The organism is Nocardia brasiliensis IFM 10847 (assembly GCF_000710915.1).
GTDB lineage: Bacteria > Actinomycetota > Actinomycetes > Mycobacteriales > Mycobacteriaceae > Nocardia > Nocardia brasiliensis_A.
Window position 1 is genome coordinate 82,820 of sequence record NZ_BAUA01000114.1, and the last position, 18,459, is coordinate 101,278.

Sequence of the window (18,459 nt, forward strand, 5' to 3'; positions counted from 1 at the left end):
TCATCCGACGAACTCCACCTTGGATGCGGTCAACCCGGCGTCGCCCCGGCTCACGGTGATCCGGAAACGGTAGAGCCGCGTCTGCGGGCCCTCCTGGCCCGCGTTGGTCAGGGTTTGTTTGACCGCCACCAGCACCTGCGCCGAGTCCACGTCGTCGCTTTCCAGTGCCGCCTCGACGACCTCGCCGTTGGAGACGATCTTGGCCTGCTGCACGACATTCAGGAACGGATCGACCCGCCCGTCGAACTCGCTCTTGAACTGGCCCGAGGCCACCGCGAGGATCCGATCGATGTCCTGCTTGGCCGAATCGGCGCGAATGGTGGTCAGATTCAGGGCGGCCTGCCTGGCGGTCTGCACGAATTCGGTGCGCCGCTCGTCGCGTGCGTCGATCGATCGAGCTTTGACCACCGACAGTCCCGCGCCGATCACCAACGCGAGCACCAGCAGCGCCGCGGCCGCGAAGGCGAGGATGCGCCCGACGCCGAGGGGGGACCTCGCCCCGGTGGCGTCGACCGGCGTCGCATCGGGCTCGACTCCGCTCGTCTTCGGCGCTGTGCGGCGTTCGTCGGATCCGACGTTCGCGGCCTTACCGAGGTCGACGGCCTCGACACTCGTCGCCGCGCCGAGGTCGGCGGCCGCCTTGCCGAGATCGACAGTTCCGGCGTCTGCGACCGCGCCGGAATCCACGGCGTCGACCGGGGTGGGCGCGGGGGCGGTATCGGAGGACGCCGCACGCACCGATGGTCCGGCGGCACCGGCCTTCGGCGCTTTCGTCTGTTCGGCCGGTATCGATGTCACACCGGGTGCCGCCGACTCGTCTGCCGGTGGCCCCACCGAGCGCACGGCACGTCGCCGCGTGCGCCGCTGATCTGCGTTGATATCGCTCATCGTTGCTGCTCCTCGAGCATCGCCTGCCAGCTCGACGGTACCGTGCCCGAACCGCTCGGTCCGATATCGCCCTGTCGGTACGTGCGTCCGTCCGGACCGATGTACTGACCGGTGGACGGGTCGTAGGATCGCGCGGCCGCCGGTGTCCCGGTGCCGTACGCGGCGGGTGCGGTCTGCGCCGGAACCTCCGCGGGCGGCGCTGCCGCGGGCGCCACGGGCTGTACGGGACCGAACGGCGGGTTGTTGCCTTCCGGAACATAACCGGTGCGGCACAGTTCGGGCGTCGGCGCGCGACGACCGGGGAATTCCGCGCACGGCGTATTGCGGATACCGCGCACCTGGATCGGCGAGTCCTGCGGCACCTTGCAATACAGGCCCGGCGGTGAGGGCAGCGAATCGAGTTCGCTCGGCGAGCGCCATTGGTCGGTGGGCAGAAATCCGGTGGTACACGCGGGCGGATCGTTGACCACGGTCCCGAAGTCGACCATGGCGCCGTACTCCGCGGGTCCGCGGATGACCGTCCGCAGCGCCGCGATCAGCGGCGGGAACACCACCAGAAGTTGTTCCAGCCCAGCGTGATACGTCACGCCGACCTGCCCGGTGCTGACCAGGTTGTTCAGCAGCAGCGGCAGGGTCGGTCGCAGGGATTCGAACTGCGCGTTCACCCGCTGCATCGCCGAGGGGCCCTCGTGCAGCACGTTGCGCAGCGAAACATCGTGCGCGCGCAGCTGATCGGTCACCGTGGCCAGGTCACTGGTCCACGACCGGATCGCGGCGTCGGACCGGATCTGGGTGTCCAGCAACGGTCCGATCTGATCGAGCAGCTTCTTCGTCGGTTCCGCGTTGTTCTGTGCCTCCTGCACCAGCAGCGATGCCGAATCGATGAACCGTTGCAGATCCGGGCCCGCCCCGTTGAACGCCTTGAACGCCTCGTCGATCACCTGTCGCAGCCGGGTGTCGGCCACGCTCGACAGCAATCGATCGGACTGGTCAAGCAACGTGCCCACATCCTGCGGCAACTTGGTGCGCCCCACCGGAATCACCGAGCCGTCGGCCAGGTTGCCGCCGACCGGACGCTCGGCGGGAATCAGGTCGACGTACTGCTCACCGACCGCCGAAACGCTGCGCACCCAGGCGTTGACGTCCGCCGGGACCTTGTAATCGCTGTCGATGGACAGGTGCGCTTCGACACCGGTCGTGGTCAGCCGGACATCCTGCACCACACCGACATTCGTGCCGCGATAGGCGACATTCGCGGTGGGATAGAGACCACCGGTGGCGGCCAGCTGCACGGTGACGTCATAGCGCCCGATGCCCAGCATCGCGGGCACCTTCACATACACCCCGCCCATCACCACCAGGCCGATCACCGTCAAGATGGCGAAGATCGCGAGCTGCGTGCGGACGAATCTGGTCAGCGTCATCGGCCCGGGCCCCCTTGTGGCGCAGTGTTTCCCGGCAACGGCACGGTCAGGCCCGGAATCGCGGGCAGGCCGGGGATGGGCGGCAGGCCGGGCAGCGCGGGCGCGGGCTGCCCGTCGGCAGGCGGCGGCAGCAGCGGTCCGGTCGCCGGATTGCCTGCCTGCGTAGCGGTATCCGGGGCGAAGCCGCCGACCACGCCTTCGACACCGCCGAAGCGGCCGCCGAGCGGCGTGCCGATCAACCAGTTGTTGTCCAACCGCTTGCCGGTGAGGTCGACCGTGATGAACAAGTTCAAGTAGTCACCCTTGATCGCCTTGTCCAGGTTTTTCATCGGGAACGGGAAGGTCGGGACGATCTTCAGCGCCTCGACCAGGTTCATCCCGGTATCGGCCAGCGTCTGCAGCACCGGTGCCAGACTGCGCAGGTTCGCCTTCAGGTTCTCCCCGCTGGTGGTGACGATCCGGTCGGTGACGTCACTGAGGTCGCCGAGCGCGCTGATCGCCGCGGTGATGTTCGCGCTGCGGTCGGCGAGCACGGTGAGCGCGGGATGGATCCGCTCGATCGCCCTGGCGACCACGTCGCGCTGCTGGGCGAATTGCCCACCGAGCCGGTCGAGTCCGCTCATCGCCGCGATGATGTCGTTGCGCTGCTTGTCCAGTCCCGTGGTCAGCGTCTCGAGCTGAGGTAGCAGGTCACGGATGTCGTTCTCGCGCCCGGTCAACGCCGAATTCAATTCGCGGGTGATCGTTTCCAGCTGCGAGATACCGCCGCCGTTGAGCACCACCGACAGCGAGGACAGCACCTGCTCCGTCGTCGGGTAGGCGCCCGCTCGCTCCAGCGGAATCACGTCTCCGCCCTTCAACTGCCCCTGCGCGGCGGTATCGGTGGGGGCGGCGAGCTCGATGTGATTGCTGCCGAGCAAGCTGGTCTGCCCGATCTTGGCGACGGCATTGGCCGGCAGGTGCACGTTCGGGTTCAGCGAGACGGTGACCAGCGCGTGCCAGCCCTCCACCTCGATATTCGATACCGTCCCGACCGTCACGTCGTCGACCCGCACCGGTGAATTCCTGGTCAGCGTGGTCACATTCGGCATCTGGATGCGCACCTGATACGCGCCGTCCATCGTGCCCTCGGTGCCCGGCATCGGCAGCGAGTTCAGACCGTCCCACTCGCAACCCGAAACGCCGAGCAGCACAGCCAGACCGAGCACCATCGTCGTCATCCGGCGCGGCATCATCGTCCCCCTCCCGGAATAGCCAGTCCGGCAAGGCCTTCCGGCACGGTGACCGGCGGCGGTCCCGGCGCGGGCGCCTGCTCCGCCAGACTCGGCGGGCTGAACTTCAGCTGTTCCGGGAACGCGTGCACACCGGTCGCCGGGTTCAGCAGGATCGGCGCGTAATTCATGGCCAGCGAACTGATCACCGGCGCAAGGTATTGCGCGCAGAGGTCGGCGGAACGATCGGACTGGTTGATCTCCAGCGCGCGCACCGAGCCGCAGAGGAAGCCGAGCGGATCGGCCGTATTGTTCAGCGCCACCGCACCGGTGAGCGTGCCCTGGGCGGGCTTGTAGATCTGATAGAAGTTCACCAGCGCGGTGGGGCCCGAGTGCAGCACCCGCTCGAGTTCCGGTTGCTTGTCCACCAGAATCTGGGTGACGTCGGCCAGCCGCTGCACGCCCTCGGTGAGTTCGGCGCCGCTGCCCTCCAGGAAACGCTTCACATCGGCCAGCGCGGTATCCAGATTGTCCAGTCCCGCACCGAGTTCGGCAGAGGCACCCGCCAGCACCGAGGAGACCGAGGCCAGCCTGCCGCCGAACTGCACGATCTGTTCGTTGCTCGCCGCGAGCACATCCACGAACTTCTGCAGGTTGCGAATGGTGCCGAACAGGTCGGTGCGTCCGTCGGAAAGGGTGTTCAGGGTGGCGGACAGTTCACGCAGGGTGTCGCGCAGCTTCTGCCCGTTGCCGTCCATATTGTCCGCGGCGGTGTTGACGAAGCGTCCGAACGAGCCCTGCGAGTCATCGCCGACGGGGCCCAAAGTGGTTGCCAGCTTGGAGAGTTCGGCCTTGATGTCGTCCCACTCCACCGGCACCGCGGTGTGCTCGATCGGAATCTGCGCGCCGTCGGCCATTTTCGGGCCGCCGGTGTAGGCAGGCGCCAGCTGGATGAACCGCGCCGAGACCAGCGACGGCGAGATGATCACCGCGCGGGCGTCGGCGGGCAGGTCGATCCCGCGATCGATGGTCACCCGCACCCGCACCCGGTCCTTGCCGGGATCGATCGAGTCGATCCGGCCGACCTTCACCCCCAGCACCCGGACCTCATCGCCCTTGTACAGGCCCGAGGTCGACGGGAAGTACGCGGTGATGCTGGTCGTGCCGAGCCGCGTGATCCCGGTGTACGCGCCGAACGCCACCAGCGCGACCACCACGGCGCCTGCGACCACGACCGCCCAGCGAGGCACCTTTTTCGCCTTGTCCATGAGGGTCATCGCGGTGGCTCCTGAATCGACGGGCCGATCGACGGCGGTGCCGGATGCGTGAAGATGTTGCGCAGGTCGTCGGGCAGATGCTCGGGCCACACCAGCGCGTCCACCAGGCCCTGCAACTGGGTGCTGGTGGCGTTGACGACATAGGCGTTGAACCACGGGCCGTTGCCGACCTGCTCGCCGAGGGCCGCGGCGTACGGGCCGAGGTTGTCGAGCGCGTCGGACAGGTTCTGCTTGTTGCGTTGCAGCAGGCCCAGTACCGAGTTCAGTTTGTCCAGCGCCGGTTTCAGCTGCGCCTCGTTGTCGTTGACCAGACCGGACAGCTGCTTGGCCACCTCGTTGACGTAGACGATCAGCTGCCCGATCGCGCCGCGCCGCCGGTCCAGCTCGCCGAGCAGGTTGTTGCCGTCCAGCAGCAGCATGTTGATCTGGTTGCTGCGGTCGGCCAGGATCTTGGTCACGCTCTGCGCTCGAACCAGCAGATCGGACAGCGCCTGGTCGCGCGCATTGATGCTGCGGGACAACGCCGTTACCCCGTCCAGTGCCGCGCGCAGCGGGGCGGGCGTATCGGCGAAGGTCGCCGAGAGCGTGTCGAGCGTCTTGTCCACCTGCTCGAGGTCCAGCCCCTGCACGGTGCGGCCGAGATCGCCGAGCGCGTCGTTGAGCGAGTACGGAGAAGTGGTGCGGTCCAACGGAATCGTGTCGTCGCGCCGCAGCGCGCCCGGCCCGGTCGGCGTCAGCTCGAGCGACTTGCGGCCGAGCACCGTGTTGGTCTTGATCGCGGCAGCAGTCTTCTGGCCGAGCACGATCGATTCGTCGAGCGTGAAACGCACCAGCACCTTGTCGCCGTCGAGATGCACGCTGTCCACCCGGCCGGTGCGCACCCCGGCCACCTGGACCGGGTCGCCGGGCAGCAGTCCGCCGGCGTCGGCGAAGAACGCGGTGTAGTTCGCGCCGCCGCGGATGAACGGCAGCCGTTCGAACTGCAGGGCCGACAAAGCCACGCACACCGCGACCACCAGGCCGACTATGCCGATGGTGACGACACGGGATCGCTGCTCGTTCATTCGGGCGCACACCTTCCGGTCGTCTGCTTGCCCGGCAGGTTCACCTGCAACGGCTGCCCGTCCGGCCCGTCCACGAGCAGGTTGGTCCCGCAGACGTAGAGCTGCAGGAACGAGCCGTAGGCGCCGATGCGGATGAGCTTCTTGTAGGTGTCGGGCAGCCGATCGAGCACCCATTGGATGGTGTCGGAGCCGTTGTCGAGATTGCTCGACAGCCGCCCGGTCTGCTCGATGGTGGTGCGCAGATCGGGTCGCGCCTGCGCGAGCAGATCGGTGAGATCCCTGGTGGCCCCGGCGATCCGCGGCAACGCGTCCCCGATCGGATCCCGGTCGGCGGCCAGATCCGTGATCAGGCGCTGCAATTCGTCGAGCGTGGTGGCGAACTGGTCGCCGCGCTGATCGATGGTCTGCAACACCGTGTTCAGGTTGTTGATCACGTTGCCGATCAGCTCGTCGCGGTCGGCCAGCGTCTTGGCGAAGGAACCACCGCTGTTGAGCAGCGAGACCAGCGTGCCGCCCTGGCCCTGGAAGATCTGGAGCAGAGCGCTGGTCAGGTCGTTCACCTGCGCGGGATCGAGACCGCGCAGCAGCGGCCGGAACCCGCCGAGCAGCATGTCCAGGTCGAGCGCGGGCGCCGTCTTGTCCTTGTCGATGGTGCCGCCGTCCCGCAGCACGTCCGCGGCGCCCGGGCCCTCCAGCAGTTCCAGATACCGGTCTCCGACGAGGTTTTCGTAGCGGATGGTGGCCCGGGTGCTGGTGAGCAACCGGTACTTGCGGTCGACGTCGAACTCGACGTGCGCCAGCTTGTCCTTGCCCACCCGCACCGAGGAGACCGAGCCGACCGGCACCCCCGCGATGCGCACCTTCGCCCCGGGCAACATGCCCGACGAGCTGGTGAACACGGCGTGGTAGCCGTGTTCCCTGGCGAAGCGCATCTGACTGAACACGACCGTCAGCCCGGCGAAGACCAGCGCCATCACCAAGGTGAAGATGGCCAGTTTCACGGTCGTCGCGGTGTTCTTCACAGTGCGTCCACCCCCGGTAACCCGGCGAACAGCAGCTGGAACACCTTCGGCGCCGAGTTGGGCTTCACGAAACCCGTGTTGGGCACGTACGGAGCTCCCTGATTCGTGTCGGTGACGACGTAGTCGGCATGACTGTTCGGCACCCGGTCGACCACGCCCTCGCAATGTGGGCCGCCGGTGGCGTTCACCTTCGGCAGGTCGTCCGGATAGGTGTAGGGCTTGGCGCCGAACATGAAGTTGGTGTTCATCCCGATGCCGGGCAGCACCCCGCCGAATACCCGTTCGGCCAGCGGCATCATCGGGCCGAGCGCGTTGATGACGCAGCCGAGCGCGGGGTTGTATTCGAACAGCAACTGCGTGGTGGGCCGCAAGAGATCCAGCGCGGTGCCGAGGTTGCCCTCGTTCTCCTTCAGTACCGCACCGGTGGTGTCGGCCAGGCCGATCAGGTTGGCCAGCACGTCGTCCAGGCTCTGCTGCTCGTCGACCAGCGCGCGGCTGGTGACCGTGGCGTTGTCCACGGTGCGCAGCAGCTCGGGCGCCGTGTCCGCGTACAGGTCGGTGACCTGACCGGTCTGCACCAGATCCTGTTGCAGCGTGGGCAGATACGGGTTGATATCGCGCAGGTAGGCATCGCTGCGGGCGAGCAGGTCGCCGAGCTTCTCGCCGCGGCCCTGCAACGCGGTGCCGAGCGCGGACAGCGTCGCGTTCAACTTCTCCGGCTCGACCTTGGCCAGCACATCGGACAGGTGCTGGAACAGCGTGTTGAACTCGACGGTCACGTGCTGCACACTCACGCGCGCACCGGGTTTCAGCGAGGTCGCCGAAGGCTGATCGGGCACCGTGAAATTCACATACTTCGCGCCGAAGACGGTGGTGGAGCGGATATCTACGCCCGCGTTCGCCGGAACCAGTTTCAGCTGATCGGGATTCACCGCCAGCTTCAGGCTGGCGCCCTCGGCGGTCTGCTCGATCCCGACGACCCGGCCGATCTCCACGCCGCGCACCTTCACCTTGGCGTCCGGGTCGAGTACCAGGCCGCTGCGCGGCGCGTCGACCATGACGGTCGCCGTCGAGGTGAAGCCGCCGACGAACATCAGCAGCGCGATCGCGACGATCGCCACCATCGCCAGCACCATCGCGGCTCCGGCGAGCTTGAACCCGAGCGCGTTTCGCAATTTCGTCGAATCCGCCATATCGCTATCCGGAGAGGTGGAAGTTGCCGGAGGTGCCGTAGATGGCCAGCGAGATCAACAGTGTCACCGTGACCACCGCGACCAGCGAGGTCCGCACCGCGTTGCCGACCGCCACGCCGACCCCGACCGGGCCGCCCGCGGCGTTGTAGCCGTAGTAGGTATGGATGAGCATGACCGCCAGTGCCATGAAGATCGCCTGCGCGAACGACCAGAGGATGTCGCTCGGGATCAAGAACGTGGAGAAGTAGTGGTCGTACACGCCCGCGGACTGCCCGTAGATGACCACCGTGGCGAACCGGCTGGCCAGGAAGGAGGCGATCACGGCGAGCGCGTACAGCGGCACGATCGCGATCATCCCGGCCAGCACCCGGGTGCCGACCAGGTATGGCACCGGCCGGATGGCCATGGACTCGAGCGCGTCGATCTCCTCGGCCACCCGCATGGCGCCGAGTTGCGCGGTCGAGCCGGCGCCGATGGTGGCGGCCAAACCGATGCCGGAGATGACCGGGGCGGCGATGCGGACATTGATGAAGGCCGCGAAGAATCCGGTGAGCGCCTCGACGCCGATATTGCCGAGCGAGCTGTAGCCCTGCACCGCGATGGTGCCGCCGGCGAACAGAGTGAGGAAGCCGACGATCACCACGGTGCCGCCGATCACCGCCAGAGCACCGCTGCCCATGCTGATTTCGGCGATCAATCGAATGGTCTCGGTCCGATAGTGGGTGAGCGCGCGCGGAATTGCCCCCAGCGCCTGCGCGTAGAACACAGCCTGTTTCCCGACAGAATCGAGCGAGTCCGACATCCGACGCACCCGTCGAACGGTACGCGGGAAGCGGGATTCGATCACGAAGGCCATGCGGTCACCGCGCCGTGAACTTGATGCCTACCGCGGTGACCACCACGTTCACGACGAACAAAGCCATAAAGGCGAAGACGACGGTCTGATTCACCGCATCACCGACACTCTTGGGACCACCTTTGACATTCAAACCCAGATAACAGGCCACCAGCCCGGCGATCAGCCCGAACAATCCGGCCTTCACTTCCGAGATGATCAATTCGGGCAAATGAGTCAGCAACGTGATGCCGTTGACGAACGCGCCGGGGTTCACGTCCTGCAGAAACACCGAGAAGAGAAATCCGCCGACGATGCCGATGGTGCAGACCAGGCTGTTGAGCATCAACGCGACGAACATCGAGGCGAGCACGCGCGGCACCACCAGTCGCTGCACCGGGTTGATACCGAGCACCCGCATCGCGTCGATTTCCTCGCGAATCGTGCGGGCGCCCAGGTCAGCACAGATCGCGGTGGCTCCGGCGCCCGCCACGATCAGCACCGTCACGATCGGGCCGACCTGGGTCACCGCGCCGAACGCCGCGCCCGCGCCGCTGAGATCGGCCGCGCCGATCTCGCGCAACAAGATGTTGAGGGTGAAGCTCACCAGAACCGTGAATGGAATCGCGACCAACAGTGTCGGCACGATCGAGACCCGTGCGATGAACCAGGACTGGTCGATGAACTCGCGCCATTGAAATGGCCTGCGCACGCTGGCGCGGGCGACTTCGGCAGTCAGTTCGAAGAACCCGCCGACGGCCCGCAATGGCACGGCAAGGACCTCGTTCATCTACGAACCTCCTTGCTCAGAACCCGCGTACAACTTCACGGCACGATTCTTCACCGAGGCCGCACCGCCTCATTGATTAGAACACGTTCACAACGTTGCCGGAAGATGTTTGTCACTTTTGAACTGCACTTTTTAGCTGCGTCGGCATATAAATCTGGAACGGGTGTCAGAGAGATTGATCCCACCTTTGTGAGGCGGAGCACATCTCGACACCCAATGTCTACCAAGTGCCGGACCCTTGATCAACAGTTGGTCAGTTGATCAGCAGTTCGTGTCGAGTGGGTCTTGCAGATACCGATCCTCGCTGCGCATGTTTCGCGCCGGAGATCGAGCGGCGATGCGGACTCAACCGAGATCGAGCAGCGCCGAAGCCGAGAAGGTCTGCCCCGCGAGGCGTTCGGCGAAGTAGCCGCCGAGGGTGGCGGCGAGATCGCCCGGCGACCACTGACCGTCCGCGGCATCGAACCGTTGCTCGACGACGGGCGCGGCCATGAGCGCCACCATCGCGCCGTAGACCACGAACAGCTGACCGTTCACCGCGTCGGCGGCCGGTGATGCGAGATAGGCGACGAGCCGGGCCACATGATCGGGAGAAAGTGGATCGACCGCACCCTCGGGTGCGGCGCTGAACACCGCTTCGGTCATCGCGGTCCGCGCGCGCGGCGCGATCGCGTTGGCGCGCACGCCGTAACGCGAAAGCGCCCGCGCCGCCGACAACGTCAACGCGGTGATGCCCGCCTTGGCGGCGCCGTAGTTCGCCTGCCCCTCCGGGCCGAGCAGTCCGGCCTCCGACGAGGTGTTGATCAGCCTGCCGTAGACCGGCGCGCCGGCCGCCTTCGACTTGCCGCGCCAATAGGCCGCGGCGTTGCGGGACAACAGGAAATGGCCGCGCAGATGCACCGCGACGACCGCGTCGAAATCCTCGTCGGACATGTTGAACAGCATCCGGTCCCGGGTGATCCCGGCGTTGTTCACCACGATGTGCACACCACCGAAGGCTTCCTCGGCGGTGCGGATCAGCGCGTCCGCGGTGGCCCGTTCGGCGATGCTGCCCGCGACGAACTCGGCCTTGGTGCCGAGCGCGCGGAGCTCGGACAGCGTGTCGGACACCGCATCCGATTCGGCCAGGTCGTTGATCACCACCGAGGCACCGGCACCGGCCAACGCGAGCGCCTCTGCCCGCCCCAGCCCGGCGCCCGCTCCGGTCACGATCGCCACTCGTCCGGCCAGGCTCACATCTGCATCGTCCACGGGGCCGACCCTAGAACGTGTTCCAGCCGATGGCAAGGGACCATTTCACTGGAGCCGCAGCGCCGCTTTCGGGCATTGCGCGACCGCGTCCTCGACATCGGCGACGCGATCGGCGGGCACGTCGGCCGTCAGGATGTGCAACTGGTCTTCGTCATCGAGTTCGAACACGTCGGGGGCGATTCCGACGCAGATTCCGTTCGCTTCGCACTGATCCAGATCGACGCTTACCTTCATGAGAACTCCTTTACCGCGATCCTTGGCGAACCCTAACAAGCCGGTACCGCCGCAGGTGGCGCTATCGACCGGATTCAGTAGCAATACTGGAACATGTTTCAGTCGGTATGCAATGATCGGGTGCACCCACATCGAGAAGGCATGAGGTATTTGCCATGCGCATTGCGTACACGCCGCAGCAGGAGGAGCTACGCGCGGAGCTGCGCGACTACTTCGCGCGACTCATCACCCCCGAGCGGCGGGCCGCGCTCAGCGCGCAGACCGGCGAGTACGGCCAGGGCACCGTCTATCGCGACGTCGTGCGGGAGATGGGCCGCGACGGCTGGCTGACGCTGGCCTGGCCGAAGGAATACGGCGGCCAGGACCGGTCCACGATGGATCAGTTGATCTTCACCGACGAGGCCGCGATCGCCGGCGCCCCGGTGCCGTTCCTGACCATCAACTCGGTCGCGCCGACGATCATGCACTACGGCAGCGAGGAGCAGAAGCGCTTCTTCCTGCCCAAGATCGCCGCGGGTGAGCTGCACTTCGCCATCGGCTACTCCGAACCCGGCGCGGGCACCGACCTGGCCAGCCTGCGCACCTCCGCGGTGCGCGACGGCGACGACTACGTGATCAACGGCCAGAAGATGTGGACCAGTCTGATCGCCTACGCCGATTACGTCTGGCTCGCGGTGCGCACCGACCCGAACGTCAAGAAGCACAAGGGCATCAGCATGCTCATCGTGCCGACCACGGCCGAAGGCTTCTCCTGGACCCCGGTGCACACCATGGCGGGGCCCGACACCAGCGCCACCTACTACCAGGACGTCCGGGTACCCGCGAGCGCACTGGTCGGCCAGGAGAACGGCGGCTGGGCGCTGATCACCAACCAGCTCAACCACGAGCGGGTCGCACTCACCTCCGCGGGACCGCTCGCGCTCGCGGTGCGCCAGACCGTCGACTGGGCGCGCAACACCAAGGCGGGCAACGGCTCCCGGGTCATCGACCAGGAATGGGTCCAGGTCAACCTGGCCCGGGTACACGCCAAGGTCGAATACCTGAAGCTGCTGAACTGGGAGATCGCCAGCCGGGCCGACGCGGGCGGCGACGCGGCGCCGCGGCCGTGGGACGCCTCCACCTGCAAGGTGTACGGCACCGAGCTGGCCACCGAGGCGTACCGGCTGCTCATGGAGGTGCTCGGCCCGCAGGCCTACCTGCGCCAGGACTCCCCCGGCGCCGAACTGCGCGGACGGCTCGAGCGGATGCATCGGGCCGCGCTGATCCTGACCTTCGGCGGCGGCACCAACGAGGTGCAGCGCGACATCATCGCGATGACCGCCCTCAAGCAACCCGCCGCCGCGCGCTGATCCGGAAAGCAGAGAGCTGACATGGATTTCACTCCCACCGAAGCCCAACTCGATCTGGCCCGGCTGACCGGCGAGGTGTGCGGCAAGCTCGTCACCGCCGACCGGCTGCGCGAACTCGACAAGGCCGACGACCGATTCGATGCGGCGCTGTGGAGTTCACTCGCCGACACCGGCGTGCTCGCGGCGGCGCTGCCGGAGTCCGTGGGCGGCGGCGACTTCGGCGTGCTCGAGCAGACCGCCGTGCTGCGCGAACTCGGCAAGTCGCTCGCCGCCGTGCCTTACCTCTGCTCGATCGTGGTCGGCGCGGGCGCGCTGGCCCGGTTCGGCGATGCGGCGCAACAGGATCTGGCGACCCGGGCGGGCGCGGGCCAGGTGATCCTGACCGCGGCGCTGACCGAAGAGCACAATTGGAATCCGGCCGAGCCCACAGCCGTCGCGGTCGAGGCCGACGGCGGCTGGCTGCTCACCGGCGTCAAAACCACGGTGCCGGTGGCCGATCGCGCCGAGCGCATCCTGGTCCCGGCCACCGTCGCGGGCGTGCCGGCGGTGTTCCTGGTCGATCCCGCCGCGGCGACGGTGACCGCGCAGCAGGTCGTCGACCGCAGCCCCGAGTACCTCGTCGAATTCGCCGATGCCCCGGCCGAATTGGTCGGCACCGTCGAACAGGGCGCCGAGATCTTGGACTGGCTGTTGACCAGGGCCTGGCTCGGTCTCAGCGCGCTCCAACTCGGCACGCTGGAGCGCGCACTCGACCTGGTCGCCGAATACGCCCGCGAGCGTGAACAATTCGGCAAGGCGGTGGGCAGCTTCCAGGCCGTGGCCCAGCGGCTCGCCGACGCCTACATCGATGTCCAGGGCCTGCGCCTGGCGGTCACTCAGGCGGCCTGGCAGCTCTCCGAGGACCTGCCGAGCGCCGCGGCCGTGCACACCGCCAAGTTCTGGGCCGCCGACGCGGGCCACCGCGTAGCGCACACCGTCGTACACATCCACGGCGGCGTCGGCATCGACCGCGACCACATCGTGCACAACTACTTCACCGCCGCCAAACACCACGAATTCGCCCTCGGCGCCGCCACCGACCACCTTCGCGCCCTCGGCACCCTCCTCACCACCAACCCCACCTGACCCACCCCCGAACGGCCCGCCGATCCCGGCGGGCCGTTCTTGTCTGAAGTCACCGTGTGACGCAAACGCCGGGGGCCGCCACGTTATTCGTGGCGGCCCCCGGTATGCGTGCGCGGTCTACTTGGTGCTTGCTTCTGCGTGTTCGTCGGCGGGGCGTTCGTCGGTTTGAGCCTTGGCCCAGCGGTAGTCGGGCTTGCCGGCGGGGTTGCGCTTGATCTGGTCGACGAACCAGAGGCTGCGGGGGAGTTTGTAGGGGGCGATCTCCTGGGTGAGGACGGGACGCAGCTCCTCGAGGGTGGGGCGCTTGTCGCCGCGGCACTGGACGACGGCGGCGACGCGCTGGCCCCAGCGTTCGTCGTCGACGCCGACGACGAGGGCGTCGAAGACCTCGGGATGGCATTTCAGCGCACCCTCGACCTCTTCGGGGTAGATCTTCTCGCCACCGCTGTTGATGCTGACCGAGCCGCGGCCGAGCATGGTGACCGTGCCGTCCTCCTCGACCCGGGCGTAGTCGCCGGGGATCGAATAGCGAATCCCGTTGAACTCCTTGAACGTTGCCGCGGTCTTGACCTCGTCCTTGTAGTAGCCGACCGGGATGTGGCCCTTGCGCGCGATGAGCCCGACCTGCCCGGAGCCGGGCACCACCGGATTGCCGTCCTCGTCGAGCACCTCGGTGGCGGCGTCGATCTTCACCCGCGGACCACCGGTGTGGTTGGCGCCCTTGGCGATCACCGACAGCCCGCCGAAACCGGTCTCCGAAGACCCGATGGAATCGGTGATCATCCGGTTGGGCAGCAATTCGAGGAACTTGTCCTTGAGCGTCGGCGAGAACAGCGCGGCGCTGCTGGCGATCACGTACAGGCTCGAAAGGTCGTAGGGCGCACCGGTTTCCGGGTTCCCGTCGAGCAGCGCGTCCACCATCGGCCGGGCCATCGCGTCACCGGTGATGAAGATGAGGTTGATCTTGTGCCGATCGATGTGCTGCCACACCCCGTGCCCGGTGAACTCGGGGATCATCACGGCCTTGCCGCCGTCGAAAAGACTGTGGAAGGTCGCCGTCTGCGAGCCGCCGTGGATCATCGGCGGAATCGGGAACCGCACCATCTGCGGGTTACCCGCGCCCTGCTTGGACTGATGCCACTCGTCCTGGACGTATTCACCGGTGAGGAAGTTGATACCGCCGCCGAGCACCCGCCACCAGTCCTCGTGCCGCCACATCACGCCCTTCGGCAGTCCCGTGGTGCCGCCGGTGTAGAGCATGAAGATGTCGTCACCGGAACGTTCACCGAAGTCACGCTCCCCTGACGCGGCGGCCAGCGCGGCCTCGTATTCGACCGAATCCGCTGCGGTCGCGGTGGCACCGGTCGTATCGTCGTCGACAACGATCACCGTCTTCAGCAGCGGCGTCTTCGGGAGTACCCCGGCCACCCGATCGCTGTAGCGGCGCTCGTGAATCAGCGCGACCATGTCCGAATTGTCGAAGATATATTGCAACTCGTTCTCGACGTATCGGAAGTTCACGTTGACCATCACCGCCCGCGCCTTGAACACCGCGACCATGGCCTCGACGGCCTCGATCGTGTTGCGCGAGTAGATGCCCACCTTGTCGCCCGGTTGAACACCATGTTCGAGCAGGTAGTGAGCCAATTTGTTGGCGCGCTCCTCCAGCTGGGCGTAGGTGACCTCACGGCTGTCGTCCGCGAGCGCGACGCGGTCGGGCATCAGGTCGATGGCGTGTTCGACAAGGTCCGCTATGTTGTAGCTCACAGCCCTAAAATAGAACGTGTTACTGTTCCTGGCAAGGTTCGAAAGTCAGGAGATTCGCCGATGCCACACTGTCTCGTCGAGAAACGCGATCATGTCCTGATCGTCACGATGAATCGCCCCGAGGCGCGCAACGCGCTCTCGGCCGAAATGATGGCGATCATGCGTGACGCCTGGGACCAGGTGGACAACGATCCGGACATCCGGGTCGCGATCCTGACCGGTGCGGGCGGCGCGTTCTGCGCGGGCGCGGACCTGAAGGCGATGACCGCGCAGCATCCCGGCGATTCCTTCGCGGGCGGCGGCTGGGACCTGTCGAAGATCGAGGCGCTGCTCAAGGGCCGCAGGCTCACCAAGCCGTTGATCGCGGCGGTCGAGGGCCCCGCCATCGCGGGCGGCACCGAGATCCTGCAGGGCACCGACATCCGAGTGGCCGGTGAAAGCGCGAAATTCGGCGTGTCCGAAGCCCGCTGGGGACTGTTCCCGCTCGGCGGGTCCGCCGTGCGACTGGTCCGCCAGATCCCCTACACGGTCGCCGCCGACATCCTGCTGACCGGCAGGCACGTCACCGCGGCCGAGGCGAAGGACATCGGCCTGATCGGGCACGTGGTCCCGGACGGCGGCGCGCTGGACAAAGCACTCGAGCTCGCGGCCCAGATCGCCGCGAACGGTCCGCTCGCGGTGCAGGCCATCCTGCGCACCATCCGGGAAACCGAGGGCATGCACGAGGAAGAGGCGTTCCAGATCGACGCGAAACTCGGCATGGCGGTCTTCAAGTCCACCGACGCCAAGGAGGGCCCGAAGGCGTTCGCGGAAAAACGCAAGCCGACCTTCACCGGTAGCTGAAAAAAGCACGCCCCCGGCGCCTTTCGGCGACCGGGGGCGTTATTGCGGCGAATTCAGCCGACCGGGTAGGCCATCCAGAACGGCTCCCACTGGTGACCGTCGGGATCGATGAAGGTGCGGCTGTACATGCCGACCTGTTCCTCTTGGGCCCGCTTCTCCGCGTTGACCTCCTCGGTGCCGCCCGCGGCCAGCGCCGCGCCGATGTAGGAGTCCACCTCGGCGATGCTGGTCAGTGCCAAACTGTAAGAGGCGCCGATTCTTTCGGTGGTTTCGGCCACCGGGCGACGACAGAACGTGGTGAAGAACTGTCTGGTCAGCAACATGATGCAGATGTTGTCGTCGATCACGATGCAGGCCGCGTTGTCGTCGGTGAATTCCTGATTGACCTTCCAGCCGAGCGCCTCGTAGAACTTCTTCGACCGATCCAGATCGGCGACGGGGAAGTTGAGAAAAATCATCCGGCTGCTCATGTGTCGGTCCCTTTTCGTAGTCCGCCTGTTTCCTGCGCATCTATGAAGACGAGGCGCAGACCCGGAACTCATCGCTGAGCGGGCGATGTGGCCGGGCACACGGCCTGGTTCAGCGATCTTGAAAACGCAGGTAACGGACTTTTGGGTCTGGGATGTGTCGGTGGGCTGTGGCAGGGTGACAACCATGAACGACTTGTCCGGCCACACCGCCGGCCTCGCTCCCGACGTCCTCGAATCCTTCGAGAAGCACCGCCGGGAATTGTGCGCTTACGCCTACCGCATGCTCGGCTCCTCTTTCGAGGCCGAAGACGCGGTCCAGGAGACCTTCACCCGCGCGTGGAAGTCCTACGACTCGTTCGAGGGCCGCGCGAGCCTGCGCTCCTGGCTGTATCGGATCACCACCAATGTCTGCCTGGACATGCTCGACGGTCCGCAGCGGCGGGCCAGGCCGATGGACCTGTCCGGTCCGTCGCGACCGGACTCGCCACTACCCGCGCCCCAGCCGGACTACGTCTGGATCGAGCCGATCCCGAACGCCCTGGCCTTCGGTGCCGACCCGGCCGACCACGCCTCGGCCAAGGACACCCTGCGGCTGGCCTTCGTCGCCGCCTGCCAGCACCTGCCCGCCACCCAGCGCGCCATCCTGATCATGCGCGAGGTGCTGCGGTTCTCCGCCAACGAGACCGCCGAGGCCCTCACCATGTCGCCCGCCTCGGTCAACAGCGCGCTGCAGCGGGCCAGGGCGACCATGTCCAAGGTGCAGCCGACCACCTCGGACAACTACGACGAGTCCGACGACAACCAGCGCAAGCTGGTCGACAACTTCGTCAAGGCCTTCGAGGCCTACGACATGGACACCCTGACCTCGCTGCTGAAAACCGATGTGGCGCTGTCCATGCCGCCGATCGAGCTGTGGATCTCCGGCCCGGAGAACGTGGTCGCGTTCATGCTCGGCCACGGCAGCGGTTGCCGCGACTCCCGGATGATCCGCCTCGAGGGCGCCAACGGTCACCCCGCCTTCGGCCACTACAAGCCGAGCGGCGAGCCCGGCGTCTGGGTCCCCTGGTCGATCACGGTCCTGGAACTCGACGGCGACACCATCTCCGGCCTCAACTTCTTCCTCGACACCGACAAGCTCTTCCCGCTGTTCGGCCTGGCCCCGGAACTGCGCGAGCCGGCGTAGTTTCCCGCCCCGCCGCCCGGGGGAAGGTCTGGGACAGACGGCGTTGTCCTGTGCGAGCGGGTACGGGTCCACTCGCGCACGGGTTCTCCCGCACCGCGGGTTCTCGCGCACCGCGCGGGTTCTCCCACACCGCGCGGGTTCTCCCGCACCGCGCGGGTTCTCCCACACCGCGCGGGTTCTCCCGCACCGCGCGGGTTCTCGCGCACGGCGCCACGACTTGCCGGACGGCACACCGGGTGTCGCGAAGGCGCGCGCGAGCTTCCCGTTTGCCGCAGTAGGCCACCAGGCACCCGCCTGGCGCTGCGCCGCGCAGGTCTTCGCGTCCCGCGCACGTTTTCGCGTCCCGCGCGATGACTTGCCGGGCGACACACCAGAAGAGTCGCGAAAACGCACGCGGGGCGTCCCGTTTACCCAGCAGTCCCCGCCCGGGCACGCGCCCGGCGCTGCACCCCCGCAGGTCTTCGCGTCCCCGCGCACGTTTTCGTGTCCCGTGCGACGACTTGCCGAGGGACACGCCAGGACATGTGCAGGAG

The 18,459-nt window shown here is 66.9% G+C and carries 17 protein-coding genes; 4 read left to right on the forward strand and 13 right to left on the reverse strand.

Translation table 11 applies throughout. The annotated features are described in order from the left end of the window. The 11 genes from NBRGI_RS46595 to NBRGI_RS24710 form a co-directional block, all read right to left on the reverse strand. A complete protein-coding gene (locus NBRGI_RS46595) occupies window positions 1-888 on the reverse strand; it encodes a hypothetical protein (RefSeq protein ID WP_051728010.1) in 888 nt (295 codons plus the stop codon). Then, window positions 885-2,312 (reverse strand): MCE family protein, encoded by a 1,428-nt coding sequence (locus NBRGI_RS24665; RefSeq protein WP_029899593.1) that lies wholly within the window; start codon window positions 2,310-2,312, stop codon window positions 885-887. Before NBRGI_RS24665 ends, NBRGI_RS46595 begins: the two co-directional genes overlap by 4 nt. After that, window positions 2,309-3,547 carry an MCE family protein gene (locus NBRGI_RS24670; RefSeq protein ID WP_029899594.1) on the reverse strand — a complete coding sequence of 413 codons (1,239 nt, stop codon included), beginning with the start codon at window positions 3,545-3,547 and terminating at the stop codon, window positions 2,309-2,311. The genes NBRGI_RS24665 and NBRGI_RS24670 overlap by 4 nt, the downstream gene beginning before the upstream one ends. Beyond that, the gene (locus NBRGI_RS24675) at window positions 3,544-4,800 is read right to left on the reverse strand and encodes an MCE family protein (RefSeq protein ID WP_029899595.1); all 1,257 of its coding nucleotides are present in this window, start codon (window positions 4,798-4,800) and stop codon (window positions 3,544-3,546) included. Before NBRGI_RS24675 ends, NBRGI_RS24670 begins: the two co-directional genes overlap by 4 nt. Continuing rightward, window positions 4,797-5,864 (reverse strand): MCE family protein, encoded by a 1,068-nt coding sequence (locus NBRGI_RS24680; protein ID WP_014981418.1) that lies wholly within the window; start codon window positions 5,862-5,864, stop codon window positions 4,797-4,799. The genes NBRGI_RS24675 and NBRGI_RS24680 overlap by 4 nt, the downstream gene beginning before the upstream one ends. Beyond that, on the reverse strand, window positions 5,861-6,886 hold the full coding sequence (locus NBRGI_RS24685) for an MCE family protein (protein ID WP_029899596.1): 1,026 nt from the start codon (window positions 6,884-6,886) through the stop codon (window positions 5,861-5,863). Before NBRGI_RS24685 ends, NBRGI_RS24680 begins: the two co-directional genes overlap by 4 nt. After that, a complete protein-coding gene (locus tag NBRGI_RS24690) occupies window positions 6,883-8,079 on the reverse strand; it encodes an MCE family protein (protein ID WP_029899597.1) in 1,197 nt (398 codons plus the stop codon). Before NBRGI_RS24690 ends, NBRGI_RS24685 begins: the two co-directional genes overlap by 4 nt. Before the next feature lie 4 nt (window positions 8,080-8,083). After that, complete coding sequence (locus NBRGI_RS24695) at window positions 8,084-8,935, reverse strand: MlaE family ABC transporter permease (RefSeq protein WP_014981415.1); 852 nt, start codon at window positions 8,933-8,935, stop codon at window positions 8,084-8,086. Between the two features lie 4 nt (window positions 8,936-8,939). Next, window positions 8,940-9,704 carry an MlaE family ABC transporter permease gene (locus tag NBRGI_RS24700; protein ID WP_014981414.1) on the reverse strand — a complete coding sequence of 255 codons (765 nt, stop codon included), beginning with the start codon at window positions 9,702-9,704 and terminating at the stop codon, window positions 8,940-8,942. 345 nt (window positions 9,705-10,049) lie between these two features. Beyond that, window positions 10,050-10,955 (reverse strand): 3-oxoacyl-ACP reductase, encoded by a 906-nt coding sequence (locus tag NBRGI_RS24705; RefSeq protein WP_029899598.1) that lies wholly within the window; start codon window positions 10,953-10,955, stop codon window positions 10,050-10,052. Between the two features lie 45 nt (window positions 10,956-11,000). Continuing rightward, a complete protein-coding gene (locus NBRGI_RS24710) occupies window positions 11,001-11,189 on the reverse strand; it encodes a ferredoxin (RefSeq protein ID WP_029899599.1) in 189 nt (62 codons plus the stop codon). A 155-nt stretch (window positions 11,190-11,344) separates the two neighbouring features. On the opposite strand from NBRGI_RS24710, the gene NBRGI_RS24715 reads away from it, so the two are divergent. After that, window positions 11,345-12,538 (forward strand): acyl-CoA dehydrogenase family protein, encoded by a 1,194-nt coding sequence (locus NBRGI_RS24715; RefSeq protein ID WP_014981411.1) that lies wholly within the window; start codon window positions 11,345-11,347, stop codon window positions 12,536-12,538. A gap of 21 nt (window positions 12,539-12,559) precedes the next feature. Continuing rightward, entirely contained in the window at window positions 12,560-13,663 is a 1,104-nt protein-coding gene (locus NBRGI_RS24720; RefSeq protein WP_029899600.1) for an acyl-CoA dehydrogenase family protein, read from the forward strand. A 117-nt stretch (window positions 13,664-13,780) separates the two neighbouring features. Here NBRGI_RS24720 and NBRGI_RS24725 read toward each other — a convergent pair whose 3' ends face one another. Continuing rightward, complete coding sequence (locus NBRGI_RS24725; RefSeq protein WP_029899601.1) at window positions 13,781-15,430, reverse strand: acyl-CoA synthetase; 1,650 nt, start codon at window positions 15,428-15,430, stop codon at window positions 13,781-13,783. A gap of 60 nt (window positions 15,431-15,490) precedes the next feature. Here NBRGI_RS24725 and NBRGI_RS24730 point away from each other — a divergent pair, with 60 nt between their 5' ends. Further along, window positions 15,491-16,273, forward strand: a complete 783-nt coding sequence (locus NBRGI_RS24730; RefSeq protein ID WP_014981408.1) for a crotonase/enoyl-CoA hydratase family protein — start codon at window positions 15,491-15,493, stop codon at window positions 16,271-16,273. 53 nt (window positions 16,274-16,326) lie between these two features. Here NBRGI_RS24730 and NBRGI_RS24735 read toward each other — a convergent pair whose 3' ends face one another. Beyond that, window positions 16,327-16,743 (reverse strand): VOC family protein, encoded by a 417-nt coding sequence (locus NBRGI_RS24735; RefSeq protein WP_029899602.1) that lies wholly within the window; start codon window positions 16,741-16,743, stop codon window positions 16,327-16,329. Between the two features lie 184 nt (window positions 16,744-16,927). Here NBRGI_RS24735 and NBRGI_RS24740 point away from each other — a divergent pair, with 184 nt between their 5' ends. Further along, on the forward strand, window positions 16,928-17,926 hold the full coding sequence (locus NBRGI_RS24740; protein WP_029899603.1) for a sigma-70 family RNA polymerase sigma factor: 999 nt from the start codon (window positions 16,928-16,930) through the stop codon (window positions 17,924-17,926). Window positions 17,927-18,459 lie beyond the last annotated feature (533 nt).